This is a genomic window from Methyloversatilis sp. (assembly GCF_965284615.1).
Lineage (GTDB): Bacteria > Pseudomonadota > Gammaproteobacteria > Burkholderiales > Rhodocyclaceae > Methyloversatilis.
Map to the genome: position 1 here is coordinate 466587 of NZ_OZ260098.1, position 18504 is coordinate 485090.

At 68.0% G+C, this 18504-nt stretch carries 16 protein-coding genes; 10 read left to right on the forward strand and 6 right to left on the reverse strand.

Going from position 1 to position 18504, the window contains the following annotated elements:
* Positions 1 to 8 precede the first annotated feature (8 nt).
* Both ACQ66H_RS02265 and ACQ66H_RS02270 read right to left on the reverse strand, forming a co-directional pair.
* Positions 9 to 1097 carry a VanZ family protein gene (locus ACQ66H_RS02265; protein WP_430432636.1) on the reverse strand — a complete coding sequence of 363 codons (1089 nt, stop codon included), beginning with the start codon at positions 1095 to 1097 and terminating at the stop codon, positions 9 to 11.
* On the reverse strand, positions 1094 to 1501 hold the full coding sequence (locus tag ACQ66H_RS02270; RefSeq protein ID WP_430432637.1) for a YqaA family protein: 408 nt from the start codon (positions 1499 to 1501) through the stop codon (positions 1094 to 1096). Before ACQ66H_RS02270 ends, ACQ66H_RS02265 begins: the two co-directional genes overlap by 4 nt.
* A 116-nt stretch (positions 1502 to 1617) precedes the next feature.
* Between ACQ66H_RS02270 and ilvA the strand changes: the two genes are divergently transcribed.
* The 3 genes from ilvA (at position 1618) to ACQ66H_RS02285 (ending at position 4695) form a co-directional block, all read left to right on the forward strand.
* The gene (gene ilvA, locus ACQ66H_RS02275; RefSeq protein ID WP_430432638.1) at positions 1618 to 3129 is read left to right on the forward strand and encodes a threonine ammonia-lyase, biosynthetic; all 1512 of its coding nucleotides are present in this window, start codon (positions 1618 to 1620) and stop codon (positions 3127 to 3129) included.
* Entirely contained in the window at positions 3126 to 4079 is a 954-nt protein-coding gene (locus tag ACQ66H_RS02280) for a cytochrome D1 domain-containing protein (protein ID WP_430432639.1), read from the forward strand. The genes ilvA and ACQ66H_RS02280 overlap by 4 nt, the downstream gene beginning before the upstream one ends.
* A gap of 88 nt (positions 4080 to 4167) precedes the next feature.
* A complete protein-coding gene (locus ACQ66H_RS02285) occupies positions 4168 to 4695 on the forward strand; it encodes an SRPBCC family protein (RefSeq protein ID WP_304000624.1) in 528 nt (175 codons plus the stop codon).
* Positions 4696 to 4746: 51 nt separating this feature from the next.
* Here ACQ66H_RS02285 and ACQ66H_RS02290 read toward each other — a convergent pair whose 3' ends face one another.
* Positions 4747 to 5256, reverse strand: coding sequence for a DUF1269 domain-containing protein (locus ACQ66H_RS02290; protein WP_430432640.1), 510 nt, complete (start codon positions 5254 to 5256; stop codon positions 4747 to 4749).
* Positions 5257 to 5368: 112 nt separating this feature from the next.
* Positions 5369 to 5953: a 5-formyltetrahydrofolate cyclo-ligase gene (locus ACQ66H_RS02295; RefSeq protein WP_430432641.1), complete on the reverse strand. Its 585-nt coding sequence runs from the start codon at positions 5951 to 5953 to the stop codon at positions 5369 to 5371.
* A gap of 42 nt (positions 5954 to 5995) precedes the next feature.
* Here ACQ66H_RS02295 and ACQ66H_RS02300 point away from each other — a divergent pair, with 42 nt between their 5' ends.
* The 3 genes from ACQ66H_RS02300 (at position 5996) to ACQ66H_RS02310 (ending at position 10172) form a co-directional block, all read left to right on the forward strand.
* On the forward strand, positions 5996 to 7951 hold the full coding sequence (locus ACQ66H_RS02300) for a transglycosylase SLT domain-containing protein (protein WP_430432642.1): 1956 nt from the start codon (positions 5996 to 5998) through the stop codon (positions 7949 to 7951).
* Positions 7952 to 7992: 41 nt separating this feature from the next.
* Positions 7993 to 8862: a complex I NDUFA9 subunit family protein gene (locus ACQ66H_RS02305; protein WP_430432643.1), complete on the forward strand. Its 870-nt coding sequence runs from the start codon at positions 7993 to 7995 to the stop codon at positions 8860 to 8862.
* An 86-nt stretch (positions 8863 to 8948) separates the two neighbouring features.
* Positions 8949 to 10172 (forward strand): multifunctional CCA addition/repair protein, encoded by a 1224-nt coding sequence (locus tag ACQ66H_RS02310; RefSeq protein ID WP_430432644.1) that lies wholly within the window; start codon positions 8949 to 8951, stop codon positions 10170 to 10172.
* A gap of 59 nt (positions 10173 to 10231) precedes the next feature.
* Here the strand turns inward: ACQ66H_RS02310 and ilvD are convergent, their stop codons facing one another.
* Complete coding sequence (ilvD, locus tag ACQ66H_RS02315) at positions 10232 to 12085, reverse strand: dihydroxy-acid dehydratase (RefSeq protein WP_430432645.1); 1854 nt, start codon at positions 12083 to 12085, stop codon at positions 10232 to 10234.
* 84 nt (positions 12086 to 12169) lie between these two features.
* Here ilvD and ACQ66H_RS02320 point away from each other — a divergent pair, with 84 nt between their 5' ends.
* From ACQ66H_RS02320 to ACQ66H_RS02335, 4 genes are all read left to right on the forward strand, one after another.
* Positions 12170 to 13243 (forward strand): glycosyltransferase, encoded by a 1074-nt coding sequence (locus ACQ66H_RS02320; RefSeq protein WP_430432646.1) that lies wholly within the window; start codon positions 12170 to 12172, stop codon positions 13241 to 13243.
* Positions 13244 to 13370: 127 nt separating this feature from the next.
* The gene (locus ACQ66H_RS02325; protein ID WP_430432647.1) at positions 13371 to 14219 is read left to right on the forward strand and encodes a PhnD/SsuA/transferrin family substrate-binding protein; all 849 of its coding nucleotides are present in this window, start codon (positions 13371 to 13373) and stop codon (positions 14217 to 14219) included.
* A complete protein-coding gene (locus ACQ66H_RS02330) occupies positions 14216 to 16513 on the forward strand; it encodes an ATP-binding protein (protein ID WP_430432648.1) in 2298 nt (765 codons plus the stop codon). The genes ACQ66H_RS02325 and ACQ66H_RS02330 overlap by 4 nt, the downstream gene beginning before the upstream one ends.
* Positions 16514 to 16607: 94 nt before the next feature.
* Positions 16608 to 17384, forward strand: coding sequence for a ferredoxin--NADP reductase (locus ACQ66H_RS02335; RefSeq protein WP_430432649.1), 777 nt, complete (start codon positions 16608 to 16610; stop codon positions 17382 to 17384).
* Between the two features lie 73 nt (positions 17385 to 17457).
* Here ACQ66H_RS02335 and ACQ66H_RS02340 read toward each other — a convergent pair whose 3' ends face one another.
* Complete coding sequence (locus ACQ66H_RS02340; protein WP_430432650.1) at positions 17458 to 18414, reverse strand: PEP-CTERM sorting domain-containing protein; 957 nt, start codon at positions 18412 to 18414, stop codon at positions 17458 to 17460.
* Positions 18415 to 18504 lie beyond the last annotated feature (90 nt).

Sequence of the window (18504 nt, forward strand, 5' to 3'; positions counted from 1 at the left end):
AGACGTGATTATCGGTGATCGTGGGCAGCATGGCGGCCGCGGTTTTCGCGCAGTTGCAGCGCCATCAGGTAAGGCAGCGCGAAATACGGCCACAGCGCGGACGCCAGTCGGGTCAGACCGCTGAAATTGAAAAAGTGCCCGGCCCGCCAGGCATCGGACACCGCCGACGGGTAAGGGTTGTCGGGCGCCAGATTCACCAGCGCCACGCCGGCGAGCAGGGTCAGCGCCGCGACGCCGAAGCGCAGCGTGACCGGCAGCCACAGCGCGACGCGCAGCGCGACAGCGCCGCCGGCCAGCCCGGCCAGTGCGCCCGGCGTGGCCCACAGCCAGGCACCGCCGGCCGGCACCAGCACGGCGCCGGAGCCGGCCTTGATCGCCAGCGCGACGGCGAAAGTCGAGCCGAGCAGCCAGAAGCTGCGCGCGCGCATGCTGTGCCAGCCGATCACGCCGACGCTCACCATGGCGCAGATGCAGGCACCGATCTCGACCGCGCGGTAGCGTCGCTCGGTGAAATCGACCGGTGCCTCGAGGCCGAACACCCAGCGCAGGTCGCCCAGACCGAACAAGGGCGTGTCCGGATCGATCTGCGCCAGCCACCACAGCACCAGCAGCACCAGCGCGAATTCACCGGTGTGGCCGCGCACGATGCGCCGTGCGCGCCAGCGCGCCAGCGCGCCGCCGTCGCCCAGTATGCCGCCCCAGCGCGCGCCGAGCAGCGCACCGCAGGCGGCGCCCACGGCATTCGAAGCGACGTCGAGATTGGAGGGCACGCGGGTCGGCAGATAGTGCTGCAGCACCTCCAGCCCGATCGACAGACCGGTCGCCAGCAGGCAGGCGACGAACAGCGCCGGCAGGCGGCGCAGCCAGGGCGACGCGGCCGGCACCAGCAGGAAGCCCAGCGGCAGGTAGCCGAGCGCATTGGCGATCACATCGAAACGCGTCCAGTAGCGCGGCCACGGCGCGCTCAGGAAGCCGAGCAGATCGCCGCCCCCCTCGCGGAAGTCGCTCAGCGGATGCAGGCTGGCGTAGGCGATCAGCAGTGCCCACAGCAGCGCGAGGTGGCGGGCGAGGTGGGTGGCGTGATGACTGTTCTTCATGCCATCAGCCCGGCGATGGCGACATAGCGGGCGCCTTTGCCGATCGCCATCATGAGGCCGCTGCGCAGCGGCGGCAGGCGCAGCCAGCCGGCGGCGATGCACAGCGCGTCGCCGATGAGTGGCACCCAGGACAGCAGCAGCGCCGGCGTGCCATGCCGCTGCAGCAGCGCCAGCCGGCCCGGCAGTTCCTTGCGCGGGATGAAGCGCCCCATGGCGTAGCTCACCATGCCGCCAGCGGTGTTGCCGGCGGTGGCCAGCAGCAGTGCGGCGTCGCGCTGTTCCGGGTGGGTGGCGAGCACGGCCAGCAGCGCCGCCTCCGAGCCGCCGGGCAGCACGGTGGCCGACAGGAAGCTGGCCAGCGCCAGTCCGGCCAGACTGGCTTCGGCGCCGGGCGTGAAATCCATGCTCAGCGCACCGGTACGCCGGGCGCCATTTGCCCCCGGCCTGCGCGCGCTGCTAGGCTTGCGTGCTTGCGCATCGGCCATTCCGGCGCCGGTGCGGGCTGCGCTGTGTCCTCATCATGCAAACCGACTACCTCGAAAGAATCCTCAACGCGCAAGTGTACGACGTCGCGGTCGAAACGCCGCTCGACGCCGCACCGAACCTGTCGCGGCGCATCGGCAACACCGTACTGTTCAAGCGTGAGGACATGCAGCCGGTGTTCTCGTTCAAGCTGCGCGGCGCCTACAACAAGATCGCCCAGCTGTCGGACGAGGCGCGTGCACGCGGCGTCATCTGCGCTTCGGCCGGCAATCACGCCCAGGGTGTGGCGCTGTCGGCGGCCAAGGTGGGGTGCCGGGCGGTCATCGTGATGCCGACGACGACGCCGCGCATCAAGGTGGACGCGGTGGCGGCGCGCGGCGGTGAGGTGGTGCTGGCCGGCGAGTCCTACGACGAGGCCTACGCCCACGCACGCAAGCTGGAAGCCGAACAGGGCCTCACCTTCGTGCACCCCTTCGACGACCCGGACGTGATCGCCGGCCAGGGCACGATAGGCGTCGAAATCCTGCGCCAGCATCCGAAGCCGATCGACGCCGTGTTCTGCTGCGTCGGCGGCGGCGGGCTGATCGCTGGTGTCGCCGCCTACATCAAGCGGTTGCGCCCGAACACCCGCATCATCGGCGTCGAGGCGTCGGACGCCGACGCGATGGCGCAGTCGCTGAAGGCGGGCAAGCGCATACAACTGGACAGCGTCGGGCTGTTCGCCGATGGCGCCGCGGTCAAGCTGGTCGGCGAGGAAACCTTCCGGCTGGCGCAGCAGTACGTTGACGAAATGGTGCTGGTCGATACCGACGCCATCTGTGCCGCGATCAAGGACGTGTTCGAGGACACCCGCTCGATCCTGGAGCCGGCCGGTGCGCTGGCGGTGGCCGGGGCCAAGGCCTGGGCGGCGCGCAACAACGTGAAGGGCAAGACTCTGGTCGCGGTGGCCAGCGGCGCCAACATGAATTTCGACCGCCTGCGCTTCGTCGCCGAGCGTGCCGAAATCGGCGAATCGCGCGAGGCGGTGCTGGCGGTGACGCTGCCGGAGCGCCCGGGCGCCTATCGCGAACTGGTGTCGCTGTTCGGCCGTCGCAACATCACCGAACTGAATTACCGCTACAAGGACGCGAAAGAGGCGCACGCCTTCGTCGGCGTGCAGGTATCGGGCCGCGCCGAGGCGGCCGAGCTGGTGAATCACCTCGCCGCCAACGGCTATCCGGCGCTGGATCTGACCGACGACGAAATGGCCAAGCTGCACGTGCGCTACATGGTCGGCGGCCGCAGTCCCGACGTCGGTCACGAGCAGGTCTATCGCTTCGAATTCCCGGAGCGTCCGGGTGCGCTGATGAAATTCCTCGAATCGATGAGCCGTGACTGGAACATCAGCCTGTTCCACTACCGCAACCACGGCGCCGATTACGGCCGCGTGCTGGTCGGCATGCAGGTGCCGCCGGGCGATGCCGAGGCGCTGCAGCGCTTCCTCGACACGCTGGGCTATTCCTGGCGCGAGGAAACCGCCAACCCGGCGTACAAGCTCTTCCTCGGATGAGGCGCCTCGCCGTCCTGCTGGCGCTGTGCGCCGCCGCGACCTGTGCCTCGGCCGGGCCGCTGGCCTACATCACGAACCAGGGCTCGCACGAGGTGACGGTGGTCAACGTCAACGCCTCGACCATCGTCGCCCGGCTGCCGGCCGGCAAGTCGCCGGCCGGTGTATGGGTCAGCGAGGCGGCCGGCAAGGCCTTCGTCAGCGCACCGGACAGTGCGACGATCACGGTGATCGATCTGGCAAGCCGCGCGGTGGTCGGCGAGATGAAGGCCGGTCGCAGCCCGGTCGGCATCACCGTGACGCCGGACGGCCGGCGTGTGCTGGTGGCCGACTGGTTCTCGCACCGCGTGCTGGTATTCGATGCGGCGAGCCACGCCGCACTCGGCGAGATCGCGGTCGGCAATGCGCCGGCCGGGCTGGTCGCGTCGCCGGACAGCCGCACCGCCTACGTCGCCAACCGCGACGACAACGCGGTCGGTGTGCTCGACCTCGATGCGATGAAGCAGACCGCCGTCATTGCCGTCGGCAACCATCCTTTCGCGCTCGAACTGTCGGCCGACGGCCGCACGCTGTACGCGCTGAACGTGTGGAGCGACGACGTGTCGGTGGTCAACCTCGCACAGTCACGCACGGTCGCTACACTGCCGGTCGGCAAGGCGCCCTACGGCATCGCTTTCTCGGACGACGGCGCGCGCGCTTACGTGACCAACCAGAAGGGCGACAGCGTGTCGGTCATCGACACCGTCGAACGGCGCGTCATCGCGACCTGGCCTTCGGTCGTTTATCCCGAGGGCGTCGCGGTGGCCGGCACTAAACTGCTGGTCGTGAGCTGGATGGACGATCTGGTCGGCGTGTACGACGCGCGGACCGGACAGTCGCTGGGCAGCATCGAACTCGGGCGCAACCCGCGCGGATTCGGGCGCTTCATGCACAAGTCTGCGGCGGCACGTTGATCGCGACCGTGCTTGCCGCTATCTTCACCGCCTTTTTTCGTCGCCGACTTTTCAACCCAACCATTCTGACAACGAGGAGATTCAACCCATGCGTTTTGTATCGGCATTCGTCATGATGCTGGCCGCGTCGCTGGCGGCATCGTTCGCCCACGCGCACGGCCCGACCCGCCAGAAGGCGTTCGAAACCATCACCATCAAGGCCAGCCCGGATGCGGTGTGGGCCAAGGTGAGCGATTTCACCCAGCTGCAGGGCTGGCATCCGGCGGTCGAGAGCAGCACCGCCACCAACGGCAGCAACGTCGGCTCGGTGCGTACGCTGAAGCTCAAGGGCGGCGGCGAACTGGTGGAGACGCTGGAGTCCATCGATCCGGCGGCGAAGAAGTTCTCCTATCGCGCCAAGGACGGCGGCGCACTGCCGGTGACCAACTACAGTTCCAATCTGACGGTGAAGGCCGGCGACGGCGGCACCTCGGTGGTCGAATGGCGTGGTGCGTTCTATCGCAAGTACATGAACAACGATCCCCCGAAGGGTGAGGACGACGAAGCCGCGCTGACCGCGGTGACCGGCGTCTACAAGAGCGGTCTTGAGAATCTGAAGAAGGTGATGGAGAAGTAAGCGTCCACAGGGCGCACATAACCGGGCCAGCGCGGCCCGGTTTTTTTTCGCCTACGGAAACACCGGAATGTCCGGGTCGGCGCCGTGTGGCTGTACCTGCGGATGCAGGGCGCGTACCCGTTCGGTGATTTCCTCGACCCGCGTGCGCGGCACGTCGAGCATGACCAGCAGCTGGCCCTGTTCGATCGCCTCTTCGAAGGCCTTCAGGTGGGTGTTGCCGGCGGTCAGCCCGACCATGCCGCCGACCCAGGCTCCGGCACCGGCGCCGCCCAGGCCAGACGCCAGCAGGATGCCGCCGGCGATCACCGCCGCACCGGGCGACAGCGCCAGTCCGATCAGTCCGCCGAGTATGCCGACGCTGCCGCCCATGGCCAGTCCGCGCTGTACCGCTGGCGAGAAGTCGGACTTCTGCAGCATGGTCGCTTCCGGCAATTCCTCCAGTGGTGTACCGCGCCGCGCCAGGATGTGGATGTGCTTCTCGGGAATGCGCGCCACCAGCATGTCGTTCACCACGGTGCGCGCCGTATCGATGCCGGGTACCAGGAAATAGATGCGTTTCATGCCGTCCTCCTCCGTGCAGGGCCTTGCAGGCACGCACCTCGCTGCAGGCAGGCGCGCGATCAGGTCGGGACTGCTTCCAGCATAGACGGCCGGCGGCGCGCTGCCCGGCCGCTCAGCGGCGCGACGGAAAGGCGCCGGCTTCGGTGACGATCCAGTCCATCGGCAGGTCGTGTGGCTGCGGCTGCAGGTCGTCGAGGCGGCCGTCCTCGATCGCCATGCCGACCGCCAGCGGCGTCGGTTCGAGCGCGGCCAGCGTGCGGTCGTAGTGGCCGGCGCCGTAGCCCAGCCGGTAGCCGCGCGCGTCGAAACCGTTGCACGGGATCAGCAGCAGTTCAGGCACCACCGGTTCGCCCTCGGCCGGATAGGGGATGCCGTAGCGGTCGGTCGCCATTGCGGTCTCCGGCGCCCAGCGGCGGAAGGTCATCGGCTGGCCCTTTTCGCCCACCACCGGCAGCGCGGCCCAGCGCGCCGGGTCGGCGGTCAGCCAGCGGCGCATCAGCGGCAGCGCGTCGAATTCGCCGCGATACGGCCAGGTGAAGCCGATCGAGCGCGGCGCCAGACGGGTCAGCAGCACCTCCAGCCTTTCGCTCAGCGCGGCGTGCAGCGGCGCCAGGGTGGCCGGGTCCATGGCCAGGCGGCGGCCGACCAGTTCGAGTCGCAGCGCCTTGCGGCGTGCGCGATCATCGGGAACATTCATGTGCGGGCGGTATCATTCGTGCAAACCAGGAAACACTAGCAGATGCCCACACGATTCCCGCTTCACACTGTCCGCACGCTGTTCATCGGCGCCTGCATGACTGTCGCTGCCGTCGCGCACGCCTATGACGACGCGGCCTTCCTCGCCGCGCGCGACGCTTTTGCCGCCGGCAACCGCCAGGCCTTCGAACGCTATGCCGCCGGCCTGCAGTCCCACCCGCTGGCGTCCTACATCGATTACTACCGGCTGCGCATGGACATCGACCGCGCGTCGCCGGACAGCATTGCGGTGTTCCTCGAACGCAATGCCGACACGGTGGTTGCGCAACGCCTGCGCAGCGACTGGCTGCGCCAGCTGGCGAAGACCGAGCAGTGGGCGGCTTACCGCACCGAATACGCGAAGCTGCCGCAGAAGAATCCGTCGCCCGAGAACGACCTGCGCTGTCACGCCGCGCGAGCGGGCATGGTGGCGGGCGACGCCGCGGCAGTCGATGAGGCGCGCGCGCTGTGGGACACGCTGGACGACGCCCCGTCGGCCTGCAACCCGGTGTTCGCCGCGCTGTTCGACGCTGGCCGTCTGAGCGAGGACGACGTCTGGGCGCGTGCGCGCCGGCAGATGGAGGCGAAGCGGCCGGGTCAGGCGAGCAGCGTGCTGGATCTGCTGCCGGCGGCCGAACGGCCGGGTCGGGTGCTCGACGACATCGTCGCCAATCCGGCGCGCTGGCTGGTCCGCCAGCCGGCCAACTTTTCGATCACCCGCCGCGGCCGCGAACTGGCGCTGATGGCGGTCGCCCGCATGGCGCGCAACGACGTGCGTGCGGCCGAGCGCAGCCTGGAGGTGATCGCCGCCCGTCTGAGTCCGCAGGAGCGCGCCTACGCCTTCGGTCAGCTCGGCTGGCAGGGCGCGATGCGGCACGACCCGCGCGCGCTGCAGTGGTGCCGCTCGGCTGACGACGCGATGGATGGCGACGAGGTGTTCGCCTGGTGCGCGCGCGCCGCGATGCGCGACGGCAAGTGGAAGGTGCTGCGCGACATCGTCGAGCGCATGCCCGAAGCGCTGGCGTCGAAGCCGGAATGGATCTACTGGGGGGGCCGCGCGCGCGGCGCCACCGGTCACGTCGATCAGGCGCGCGAACACTACCGCCGCATTGCCGACCAGCCGAACTTCTACGGTCTTCTGGCGCGCGAGGAACTGGGCCAGCCCTACCAGCTGCCGCCACAGGCAGCCGAGCCGTCGCCGGAGGACATCCGTCGCGCCGAACTGATGCCGGCCATCCAGCGCGCGCTCAAGCTGTTTGCGCTCGATCTGCGGACCGAGGCGCTGCGCGAGTGGAACTGGGCCATCCGCGAGGCGGACGACCGCACACTGCTGGCGGTCGCCCATTTCGCGGTGAAGAAGTCGTTGTGGGACCGCGCCATCGCCAGCGCCGACCGCACGGTGGCCGAGCACGACTACGCGCTGCGCTATCTGGCACCGATGCGCAGCGAAGTCGAACCGCACGTGCAGGCGCGTGCGCTCGATCTGAGCTGGGTGTATGGCCTGATGCGGCAGGAGAGCCGCTTCATCATGAACGCGAAGTCGTCGGCCGGCGCCCAGGGCCTGATGCAGGTAATGCCGGCGACGGCCAAGTGGGTAGCGAAGAAGATCGGTCTGAACGGCTACCAGCCCTCGCAGATCGCCGACACCGACACCAATCTGTTGCTCGGCACCAGCTATATGCGTCTGGTGCTGGACAGCCTGGACGACCATCCGGTGCTGGCCAGTGCCGGCTACAACGCCGGGCCGGGGCGCGCCAAGAAGTGGCGTGCTGCCAAACCGCTGGAAGGTGCCATCTACGCCGAAACCATTCCGTTCACCGAAACGCGCGACTACGTGAAGAAAGTGATGGCCAACGCCGTCATGTACAACCTCGTGTTCGGTCGCAAGGAGGTGGGGCTCAAGCAGCGACTCGGCACCATACAGCCCGGTCCCGGCGCGCTGCCGGACGATCCGATCTGATCCACAAACAGAGTCTCGAACAACAGACCCGGAGTGCATCCATGTTTCCGAAAACCGTCCTCCTGATCGGTGGCGCCGGCTTCATCGGTAGCCACGTCGCCAGCCAGCTGGCCGCCCGCGACGTGCGCGTCATCGTGCCGACGCGCCGCCGCGACCGCGCCAAGCACCTCATCCTGCTGCCGATGATCGACGTGGTCGAGGCCGACGTGCACGACCCGGCCACGCTGGCGCGCCTGATGAGCGGCGTGGACGCGGTGGTCAATTTCGTCGGCATCCTGCACTCGCGCGGCGGCAGTCCCTGGGGCCGCGACTTCGAGCGTGCGCACGTGGCGCTGCCCAAGGCCATCGCCGCCGCGGCGAAGGCGGCCGGCGTGCGGCAGCTCATCCAGGTCAGCGCGCTCGGCGCGTCCGAGGGGGCGCCGTCGGAGTATCTGCGCTCCAAGGCGGCCGGTGAGGCGGCCATCCGTGCGGGCGGCGTGGACTGGACGATATTCCGTCCGTCGCTGGTGTATGGCGACGGCAAGTGCTTCCTGTCGATGTTCGCAGGTCTGCTGAAGATGTTCCCGGTGTTCCCGCTGGCCGGTGCCGACACCCGCTACCAGCCGGTCGCGGCGCGCGACGTCGCGCGCTGCATCGTGCATGCGCTGGGCGACGAGACGGCGGTCGGCCAAACCTATGCGCTGTGCGGCCCCAAGGTCTATACGATGCGCGAACTGGTGAAGATGACCGGCCGCGCCATCGGCGCCGAACGCTGCGTCATCGGCCTGCCCGGTCCGCTGGCGTCGCTGCAGGCGCTGGCGCTGGAACTGGCGCCGGGACCGACGCTGATGTCGCGCGACAACCTGCGCTCAATGCAGGTGACAGCGTGTGCGACGCCGGCTGCGCGCTGCCTTTCGGTTTCGTGCCGCTGACACTGGAGAGCGAGATCGACGCCTGCCTGGCCGACTTCCGGCCGACCGACCGCTTCGAGCACGCGCGCTCGAAAGCGCACAGATAGATGAAGATCTACCGCGTCGGCGGCTCGGTCCGTGACGAGCTGATGGGGCTGCCGGCCGGCGACCGCGACTGGGTGGTCGTCGGCGCCACGCCGGAAGACATGGTGGCCGCCGGCTATACGCCGGTCGGCCGCGACTTTCCGGTCTTCCTGCACCCGCAGACGCACGAGGAACACGCGCTGGCGCGCACCGAGCGCAAGACCGCGCCCGGCTACCGCGGCTTCGTGTTCCACGCCGACCGTACGGTGACGCTGGAGCAGGATCTGCAGCGGCGCGACCTCACCATCAACGCGATCGCACGCGCCGACGATGGCACGCTCATCGATCCGTGCAATGGCCGCGCCGACATCGCCGCGCGCGTGCTGCGCCACGTCAGCGCCGCCTTCGCGGAAGACCCGGTGCGGATACTCAGGCTGGCCCGCTTCGCCGCGCGCTTCCATGACTTCACGGTGGCGCCGGCAACGATGGCGCTGATGCGCGAAATGGTGGATTGCGGCGAGGTCGATGCACTGGTGGCCGAGCGCGTGTGGCAGGAAGTGTCGCGCGGGCTGATGGAGGCGAAACCCTCGCGCATGATCGAAGTGCTGCGCGAGTGCGGCGCACTGCGTGTCGTGCTGCCGGAGGTGGACGCGCTGTTCGGCGTGCCGCAGCCGCCGCAGCACCATCCGGAGATCGACACCGGCATCCACCTGATGCAGTGCCTGGACTGGGCGGCCGCGCACGGGGCTTCGCTGGCGGCGCGCTGGGCGCTGGTGGCGCACGACCTTGGCAAGGGCACGACGCCGAAGGCGGAATGGCCGCGCCACATCGCGCACGAAGCGCGCAGCGCCAGGCTGGCGCGTACAGTGGCCGAGCGTCTGCGTGTGCCGGTAGAGGTCGCTGACATCGGCCGCCTGGTGGCGCAGGAGCACACGAATGTGCACCGTGCCGCCGAACTGCGCGCCGACACGATGGTGAAACTGCTGGAGCGGCTGGACGTGATGCGCAAGCCGGAACGGCTGGCCGACATCCTGCTCGCCTGCGCCGCCGACGCGCGCAGCCGTCCGGGTTTCGACGAGCGCGGCTATCCGCAGGCCGACCTCGTGCGCGCGGCCGCTGACGCGTTCAGGTCTGTCGATGCCGGTGCGGTGGCGAGAAGTCTGGCCGAAGCAGGCAAGGTCTCCGGCCCGGCGATCGCACAGGCGGTGCAGAAGGCGCGGGTGGACGCGGTGGCGGCGCTGCGCTGACGCGGACTGCCGTGGTGCCGTCGCGCCTGTGGTGCAGGCGCGACGGTGGCCGGAACCGATCAGCCGCGCTTCAGCTGCGACAGGTCGCGCACGGCGCCGGTGTCGGCGCTGGTGGTCATCAGCGCATACGCCTGCAGAGCGGCCGACACGACGCGTTCCCGCGCGTGTGGCGTCCAGGCCGCGGCGCCGCGGTCCTCCTCAGCCTCGCGGCGGCGAGCCAGTTCGGCGTCATCGACCGCGAGGTGAATGGTGCGGTTCGGGATGTCGATCTCGATCACGTCGCCGTCCTTGACCAGCGCGATCAGGCCGCCCTGGGCCGCTTCCGGCGAGGCGTGGCCGATCGACAGGCCGGAGGTGCCGCCGGAGAAGCGACCGTCGGTCAGCAGTGCGCAGGCCTTGCCCAGGCCTTTGGACTTCAGATAGGTGGTCGGATACAGCATTTCCTGCATGCCCGGGCCGCCCTTCGGACCTTCGTAGCGGATCACCACGACTTCGCCCGGCTTGACCTGATCGCCGAGGATGCCGGTGACCGCGTCGTCCTGGCTCTCGAACACTTTGGCAGGGCCGGAGAACTTCAGGATCGAATCATCGACGCCGGCCGTCTTGACGATGCAGCCGCGCTCGGCGATGTTGCCGTACAGCACGGCCAGCCCGCCGTCCTGGCTGAAAGCGTGTTCCTTGTTGCGGATGACGCCGTTCTCGCGGTCGAGATCCAGTTCCGGGTAGCGGCGGTCCTGCGAGAACGCGACCTGGGTCGGGATGCCGCCGGGCGCAGCGCGGTAGAAGGTGCGGACGGCCTCGTCCTGGGTGCGCACGATGTCGTACTTGTCGAGCGCCTCGCCCAGCGTGGCGCTGTGCACGGTCGGCAGGTCGCGATGGATCAGGCCGGCGCGGTCCAGCTCGCCGAGGATGGCCATGATGCCGCCGGCGCGGTGCACGTCTTCCATGTGCACGTCCGACTTGGCCGGCGCCACCTTGGACAGGCAGGGCACGTGGCGCGAGATGCGGTCGATGTCGGCCATCGTGAAATGCACGCCGGCTTCCTTCGCCGCAGCCAGCAGGTGCAGCACCGTGTTGGTCGAGCCGCCCATCGACACGTCGAGTGTCATCGCATTCTCGAAGGCCTTGAAGCTGGCGATCGAGCGCGGCAGCACCGAGGCGTCGTCGCCCTCGTAGTACTTGCGGCACAGTTCGACGACCAGCTGGCCGGCGCGCAGGAACAGCGCCTTGCGGTCGGCATGGGTGGCCAGCACCGAGCCGTTGCCGGGCAGGCTGAGGCCCAGCGCCTCGGTCAGGCAGTTCATCGAATTGGCGGTGAACATGCCGGAGCAGGAGCCGCAGGTCGGACAGGCGCTGCGTTCGTAGGCTTCGGCCTCTTCGTCCGAGCAGTTGCTGTCGGCGCCCTTGACCATGGCATCGACCAGATCGACGGCGATGATCTTCTGGCCCCAGTTCACCTTGCCTGCTTCCATCGGGCCGCCGGACACGAACACGGTCGGGATGTTCAGCCGCATTGCCGCCATCAGCATGCCCGGTGTGATCTTGTCGCAGTTCGAGATGCACACCAGCGCGTCGGCGCAGTGGGCGTTCACCATGTATTCGACGCTGTCGGCGATCAGGTCGCGCGACGGCAGCGAGTACAGCATGCCGCCGTGGCCCATCGCGATGCCGTCATCGACCGCGATGGTGTTGAATTCCTTGGCGACGCCGCCGGCCTTCTCGATCTCGCGGGCGACCATCTGGCCGAGGTCCTTCAGGTGCACGTGGCCCGGCACGAACTGGGTGAAACTGTTCGCGATGGCGATGATGGGCTTGCCGAAATCGCCGTCCTTCATGCCGGTGGCGCGCCACAGCGCGCGGGCGCCGGCCATGTTGCGGCCGTGGGTCGAGGTACGGGAACGGTAGGCGGGCATGGAAGCTCCTGCAGAATCGGGTAAAAGAGGAATTCTATCCGTCCCTTCACCTTCCGTCCCTTCATCTTCCCCGATGAGCCTCCGATGAGCCGACCGAAACTGATATTCGTCACGCGCAGTCGCTACTGGCGTGCCGGTAACGGCGAGGCGGCACGCACTGCGGCGCTGATCGATGCACTGGCGGAGGTCTGCGAACTGACCGTGTTCTTCCCCGAGCAGCCTGACGCAGCCACCCGACCCTTCGTCGAGCGCAGCCGGCATCGCTACCGGCTCGCGGTCGGCGACACCGCGAGGCCGGAACGCGCCGCACTGGTGAGCGGGCTGCGCGCGATGTGCCGGCAGATCGCGCCGGACTGCGTGCTGCTGTCGCGGCTGCAGCTCGACTTCCTGCGGCTGGCGGTACCGCATGGCATCCGGCTGGTTATCGACACGCACGACCTGGTCAGTGACAACGCCGCGTCGCGTGCGCGCGCCGGCGTGGCAGTCGAGGAGGCGCTGGAGTTCGAGCGCGAGCTGGGCTTTCTGCGTCACTACGACCGCGTGCTGCTGATCCAGCCGGACGATCATGCCCGCGTCGCCGCCGTGCTCGGCGAGCGCGCGCTGTGCGTGCCGCACCCGGTGGTGCTGCCGGCGCAGCCGGTGAGGCCGGATTCGCGCGTGGTCGGTTACGCGGCCAGCCAGTGGGTGGCGAACCGGCACGGACTGCAGTGGTTCATCGACGACGTGTGGCCACCGCTGGCGGCCGAGGGCGCTGAGCTGCAGGTGGCCGGACACATCGCCGCGCTGCTGCCGCAGCCGTTGCCGTACGGCATCCGCGCGCGCGGCTTCGTTCCCGACATTGAGGTGCTGTGGAGCGGCGTGGACATCGCCATCAACCCGGTGCGCTGGGGCTCGGGGCTGAAGATCAAGACGGTTGAGGCGCTCGCCGCCGGTCTGCCCCTGGTCACCACGCGCGAAGGTGCGCGCGGCCTGGAGGATGGCGCTGGCGAAGCCTTTCTGCTCGCCGACGAAGCCACTGCCTTTGCCGACGCCTGCCGCACGCTGCTCGACGATCTGCCGCTGCGCCAGCGCTACGCGCGCGCCGCCCACGCCTACGCCCGCGACCGCTTTTCGCATGCGGCCTGCTATGGCGGACTGATGGCCTGGCTGCGCGCCTGAACACGCTTCGAGTCACTAAGGTACCTTGGAAAAATCATTGTTAAACAGTGTGTTGTGATGATGTTGTGGTGCACCAGCCATTCAAGGGGCGACGGCGCGTTCCGTTAACGCCGAGGTACCCATTGCCGTGTCGTCTGCCCGGATGTTCCTCGCCTTCACCCGCCTGCTGCTGTCCCTTGCCTGTTTCATTCCCGCGCTTGCGCTTGCGCAGGACGCGCCGCTGTTCCGCATCGGCGTCGCGCCGCATACCAGTTCGCGCGTCATCATCGAAATGTACCAACCGCTGCGTCAGCATCTGCAGAAGACGCTCGGCATGCCCGTTGCCATCGTGACTGCGCCGGACTTCACCGAGTTCGTGCGCCGGGCGCTGAACCAGGAGTACGCGCTGGTCATCACGACCGGACATCAGGCCGAACTGCTGCGCGCTGATGCGCGTTACCGGCCGCTGCTGACCTACCGCGCGCCCTTCCATGCAGTCGTCGCCGTCGCTGCGGGCAGCCGGGCGAAGTCGGCACGCGAACTGGCCGGCAGCACGGTGGCCGGACTCAGTCCGTCGTCTCTGGTGACACTGTGGGGCCTGCGCTGGATGAGCGAGCACGGTGCGGCCGGCGTCACCGTTCGCTACGTCAGCGCCGCCGACAGCGTGGCGCAACTGCTGCTCAATGGCGAAGTCAGCGCCGGCACAATGTCGCTTGCCAACTTTCAGGGTCTGGCGCCCGAGGTGCGTACGCGACTGCGGCTGCTGACCGACAGTCCGGCAATGGTCGGCCGCGTCTATCTGCTCAATCAGGTCGAGGCGGCACGCGCGGCCGCGATCGAGGCGGCGTTGTGGTCGTTCGCCGAAACGCCGGCCGGCGTCGATTACTTCGCCCGTTACAAGCTGGACGGCTACCGCCCGCTTCGCTCCGACGAACTCGATGCGATGGTGCCCTATGCCGCCGAGGTGCGCGAGCAGTTGAAGAAGTCCGCACTGTGAGCCGGCTGTTCGAGTTCCGGCTGCGGCGCTCGGTGCGTGGCCGCCTGCTGATCGCTGCCATCGTCGTCGAGGCGGTCATGCTGACGCTGCTGGTGAGCAACAGCGTGCGCCTGCAGCGCACCCACATGACCGAGCAGGCGGAGCGTCACGCGCAGCAGATCGTGCCCATCCTGAACGCGGCGCTGGTGGCGCCGATGGCGCAGAGCGACTACGCGACGATGCAGGCGGTGCTGGACGAGAGTCGATCCAGTCAGGGCATCGCCTATCTCATCCTGCGCGATAGCGGCGGCCACATCGTCGCGCACAGCGGCGGGTCGCGCGATGCGCCGTTACCGCAGACTGACGAGCGCTTCGACCTGTCGGTGGAGGACGATCCACCAATCTATGACCTGGTCACGCCGGTCTCACTGGCCGGGCAGCCGCTCGGTCAGCTGCATTTCGGACTCGACATGTCGGCGCTGCGCAGCGCCAACAGCCAGTTGTTGCTGCAGGGCATCGGCATCGCCGCGGGCGAACTGCTGCTGTCGATCGCGTTGCTGACCGGGCTCGGTCTGTGGCTGACACGCCAGTTGCTGCGGCTCACGCATGCGGCGGAAGAGGTCGCGCACGGCACCTTGACGCCGGCGCCGGTCGCCGAGGGCGAGGACGAGGTCGGCCAGCTCGGCCGTGCGTTCAACGCGATGTCGGCGGCGATACGGGAGCGCATCGGCGAACTGCAGGCGCTGCACGAGAAGGAGCACGGTCTGGCGCGCATCGCGTCCGAGGCGAACGGTCGCCTCGAAGCGCTGCTCGACGCGATGGACATCGGCGTGCTGCTGGCCGACCACGAGAACCGGGTGCTGTACGCGAACGACAAGCTGGCGCAGGTGTGGGCGCTCGACGCCGGTCGTCCGCCGGACGGCTGTGCGCTGCAGGCGGTCGAAGCGATGTGTGCCGCGCGGCTGTCGTCCGGCGCGGCGACGGCGGTGTTCTGTCCTCACCGCGGCGAGCGGGAGATTCTGCTGGCCGACGGCCGCACGCTGACACAGCGCAGTTTTGCCGTGCGCGATGGCGACGGTCGCGAGATCGGCTGCATGTGGCTGAGCGAGGACGTGTCGGCAGCGCGGGCGGCGGCCGACGAACTGCGCCGCGCGCGCGACGAGGCCGAGGCGGCCAGTCGCGCCAAGGCGGCCTTCCTCGCCACGATGAGCCACGAAATCCGCACGCCGATGAACGGCATCATCGGCATGACCGACATGGTGCTGTCCGAATCGCTCAGCGACGAGCAGCGCGAGCACCTCGGCTGGGTGAAATCGTCGGCCGACAGCCTGATGGGCATCCTGAACGACATCCTCGACTACTCCAAGGTCGATGCCGGCCAGCTGCAGCTGGAAGCGGTCGACTTCAGCCTCGAAACGCTGGTTGCCGAAACCCTGGCCATCTTCTCGTCGCAAGCAGCAGGGAAGGACATTGCGCTGCGCTGGCAGGTGGCGCCGGGACTGCCCGCCATCGTCACCGGCGATCCGCTGCGCCTGCGGCAGATACTGTCCAATCTGGTGTCGAATGCGCTGAAGTTCACCGCCCGCGGCGGCGTGACCGTGAGCGTCGAGAGGGCGGACGAGGGACGGATCGCGCTGTCGGTCGCCGACACCGGCATCGGCATCGCGTCCGACAAGCACGCGTTGGTGTTCATGCCCTTTTCGCAGGCGGACTCGTTGACCACGCGCAACTACGGCGGCACCGGGCTGGGCCTGTCCATCGTGTCGCGACTGGTGGCGCTGATGCACGGCACGATCACGCTGGACAGCGCGCCGGGCCGCGGCAGCACCTTCCGCGTCGAACTGCCGCTGCCCGCTGCAGCGACGGAGGATGCCGCGGTGCGGCCGGACGAGGCGGCATCGACGCACGAGGCAGCGCTGCTTGATGCCGACGTGCTGATCGCCGAGGACACGCCGGTCAACCAGGTGCTGCTCGGTCGCCTGCTGTCGCGCCACGGCGTGCGCATCACTCAGGCGGCCGACGGCCGGCAGGCAGTGGCGGCCTGCAGCGAACGCCATTTCGATCTGGTGCTGATGGACATGCAGATGCCGGGGATGGACGGGCTCGAGGCGACGCGCCGCATTCGCGCGCTGGGCGATCCGCACTGGCAGCAGGTGCCCATCGTCGCGATCACGGCCAACGCGCTCGACGAGGACCGCACCCGCTGCCGCGACGCCGGCATGGACGATTTCATCAGCAAGCCCTTCCAGGTCGGGGAACTGGTGGCGACGCTGGCGCGTCATCTGTCCTACCGTCGCGCACCGGAAGAGGGATAACCATAGGTTATCGAAACATTGTTATTTGGTTTGTTGAGTTATGGTGCGCTGCGGCGCTATAAATGCACCATCGCCTTTCAACCGGATTACTGCCATGGCCAGCGTCGCGCCCGAAAAAGTCCTCAGCGTCCATCACTGGAACGATTCGCTGTTCAGCTTCAAGACCACGCGCGACCCCGGTTTGCGCTTCCGCAACGGACATTTCGTCATGATCGGTCTGGAGACCGGCGGCAAGCCGCTGCTGCGCGCCTACAGCATCGCCAGTGCCAATTACGAGGAACACCTGGAGTTCTTCAGCATCAAGGTGCCGGACGGCCCGCTGACGTCCAAGCTGCAGCACCTGCAGCCGGGCGATGAAATCCTGGTCGGTCGCAAGCCGACCGGCACGCTGGTGCTGGACGACCTGAAGCCGGGCAAGCATCTGTACCTGTTCGGCACCGGTACCGGTCTGGCGCCCTTCCTCAGCCTGATCCGCGATCCCGAGGCCTATGAGCGCTTCGACAAGGTGATCCTGTTCCATGGCGTACGCCACGTGAATGAGCTGGCCTACCAGGACTACATCGAGAACGAACTGCCGAATGACGAGTTTCTCGGCGAGTTCGTGCGCGACAAGCTGCTCTACTACCCGAGCGTCACCCGCGAGCCCTACCGCAACCGCGGCCGCCTGACCGATCTGATCGTCAGCAACAAGATGACCGACGACCTCGGACTGCCGCCGCTCAATCCGGAAACCGATCGCGCGATGATCTGCGGCAGCCCGAGCATGAACAAGGACACCGTCAACCTGCTCGACGCGCGCGGCTTCGTCATCTCTCCGGGGGTGGGCGAACCGGGTGACTACGTGATCGAGCGGGCGTTCGTCGAGCGCTGAGCGAGCGATGTGACCGTGGAAAGAAAAAAGCACCGCATGCGGTGCTTTTTTCTTGTCGGTGCCGACTTGCGACTCAGTCGCGCTTCTTCCGTCGTCGTGCGACGCCAGCCGCGCCCGCGGCGAGTGCCAGCAAGGCGAGGCTGCCGGGCTCAGGCACGGCGCGCGTGGTGACGCGCAGGCTGTTCGGGTCGGCGTTGACCGGATTCGCTTCGACTTCGAACGGATCGCCGTAGAAGGCCGACGCATTGCCCTTGGACTGCGTGCACACCGAAGTGCTCTGCAGCACCGGGCCGTAGCCGCCATACCCGCCGTAGCCGCCGTAGCCCTCGTAACCGCCGCCGCAATCATAGGCATAGACCCCGAGGTTGCTGGCGGCGCTGTCCGACAGCTCGGCCAGCACGTCGAGCGACTCGTTCGGGTCGAGCACGCCGAGGTCAATGGTGACGTAACGGCTTCCCCAGCTGTAATAGCCGTCGCTGCCGTCGTCGTTGCTGTTCAGGTCGGTACCCGACTTGTCGTGCGTGATGACGCCGCCGTTGTTCTGGATGCTGGCCGACGAGTACCAGACCTGATTGCCATCGATCTTGATGGACGCCAGGTAATCGACGCTGAGGTATTCGTCTGCATCGAGCGCGTAGTAGTTCGTTGCACTGATCGAGCCGCCGTAGATCTTGAACGTGAGGCTGAAGTTCTGCGCCACGTTCGAGGCGTTGGTAACGGTGGCGAGGATGCTGGCCATCGCGCTGGCGCTGCCGTTGTAGCCGTAGGCCGAGGAGGACACGGCATAGGCGCCGGTGGCGGACGAGAAGGCGTAACCGGAGGCGGAGTTGTTGTCGCCCGACCAGATGTAGCTCGAGCTGTTGCGATACTCCGGCGTCACCCAATCGGAAGGTGTTGCAGTGCTGCCGTTGCTGCTGGCGGCGGACGAGGCGCCGAGAACCGGCAGTGCGTGGGCGAGCGGCACCTGACTGAACCAGGCGAACAGCGATACCGCGATCAGTGTCGGGCGCGAGGGCAGCGAGAAGTTCATTGTTTTCATCCTGTACGATTAAGGCGCTCGCCGCCTGTAACAAGATTTATGCCCATTCTCTTAGGTTAAACGGATCAATGACTTGCACGT

Excerpts from the sequence above, each read along its gene's own strand:
- ACQ66H_RS02310 (WP_430432644.1), top strand. The coding sequence starts at position 8,949 with ATGAAGATCTACCGCGTCGGCGGCTCGGTCCGTGACGAGCTGATGGGG.
- ACQ66H_RS02295 (WP_430432641.1), bottom strand. The coding sequence starts at position 5,953 with ATGAATGTTCCCGATGATCGCGCACGCCGCAAGGCGCTGCGACTCGAA.
- ACQ66H_RS02270 (WP_430432637.1), bottom strand. The coding sequence starts at position 1,501 with ATGGATTTCACGCCCGGCGCCGAAGCCAGTCTGGCCGGACTGGCGCTG.
- ACQ66H_RS02285 (WP_304000624.1), top strand. The coding sequence starts at position 4,168 with ATGCGTTTTGTATCGGCATTCGTCATGATGCTGGCCGCGTCGCTGGCG.
- ACQ66H_RS02290 (WP_430432640.1), bottom strand. The coding sequence starts at position 5,256 with ATGAAACGCATCTATTTCCTGGTACCCGGCATCGATACGGCGCGCACC.
- ACQ66H_RS02320 (WP_430432646.1), top strand. The coding sequence starts at position 12,170 with ATGAGCCGACCGAAACTGATATTCGTCACGCGCAGTCGCTACTGGCGT.
- ilvD (WP_430432645.1), bottom strand. The coding sequence starts at position 12,085 with ATGCCCGCCTACCGTTCCCGTACCTCGACCCACGGCCGCAACATGGCC.
- ACQ66H_RS02340 (WP_430432650.1), bottom strand. The coding sequence starts at position 18,414 with ATGAACTTCTCGCTGCCCTCGCGCCCGACACTGATCGCGGTATCGCTG.
- ACQ66H_RS02280 (WP_430432639.1), top strand. The coding sequence starts at position 3,126 with ATGAGGCGCCTCGCCGTCCTGCTGGCGCTGTGCGCCGCCGCGACCTGT.
- ilvA (WP_430432638.1), top strand. The coding sequence starts at position 1,618 with ATGCAAACCGACTACCTCGAAAGAATCCTCAACGCGCAAGTGTACGAC.
- ACQ66H_RS02335 (WP_430432649.1), top strand. The coding sequence starts at position 16,608 with ATGGCCAGCGTCGCGCCCGAAAAAGTCCTCAGCGTCCATCACTGGAAC.
- ACQ66H_RS02305 (WP_430432643.1), top strand. The coding sequence starts at position 7,993 with ATGTTTCCGAAAACCGTCCTCCTGATCGGTGGCGCCGGCTTCATCGGT.
- ACQ66H_RS02300 (WP_430432642.1), top strand. The coding sequence starts at position 5,996 with ATGCCCACACGATTCCCGCTTCACACTGTCCGCACGCTGTTCATCGGC.
- ACQ66H_RS02265 (WP_430432636.1), bottom strand. The coding sequence starts at position 1,097 with ATGAAGAACAGTCATCACGCCACCCACCTCGCCCGCCACCTCGCGCTG.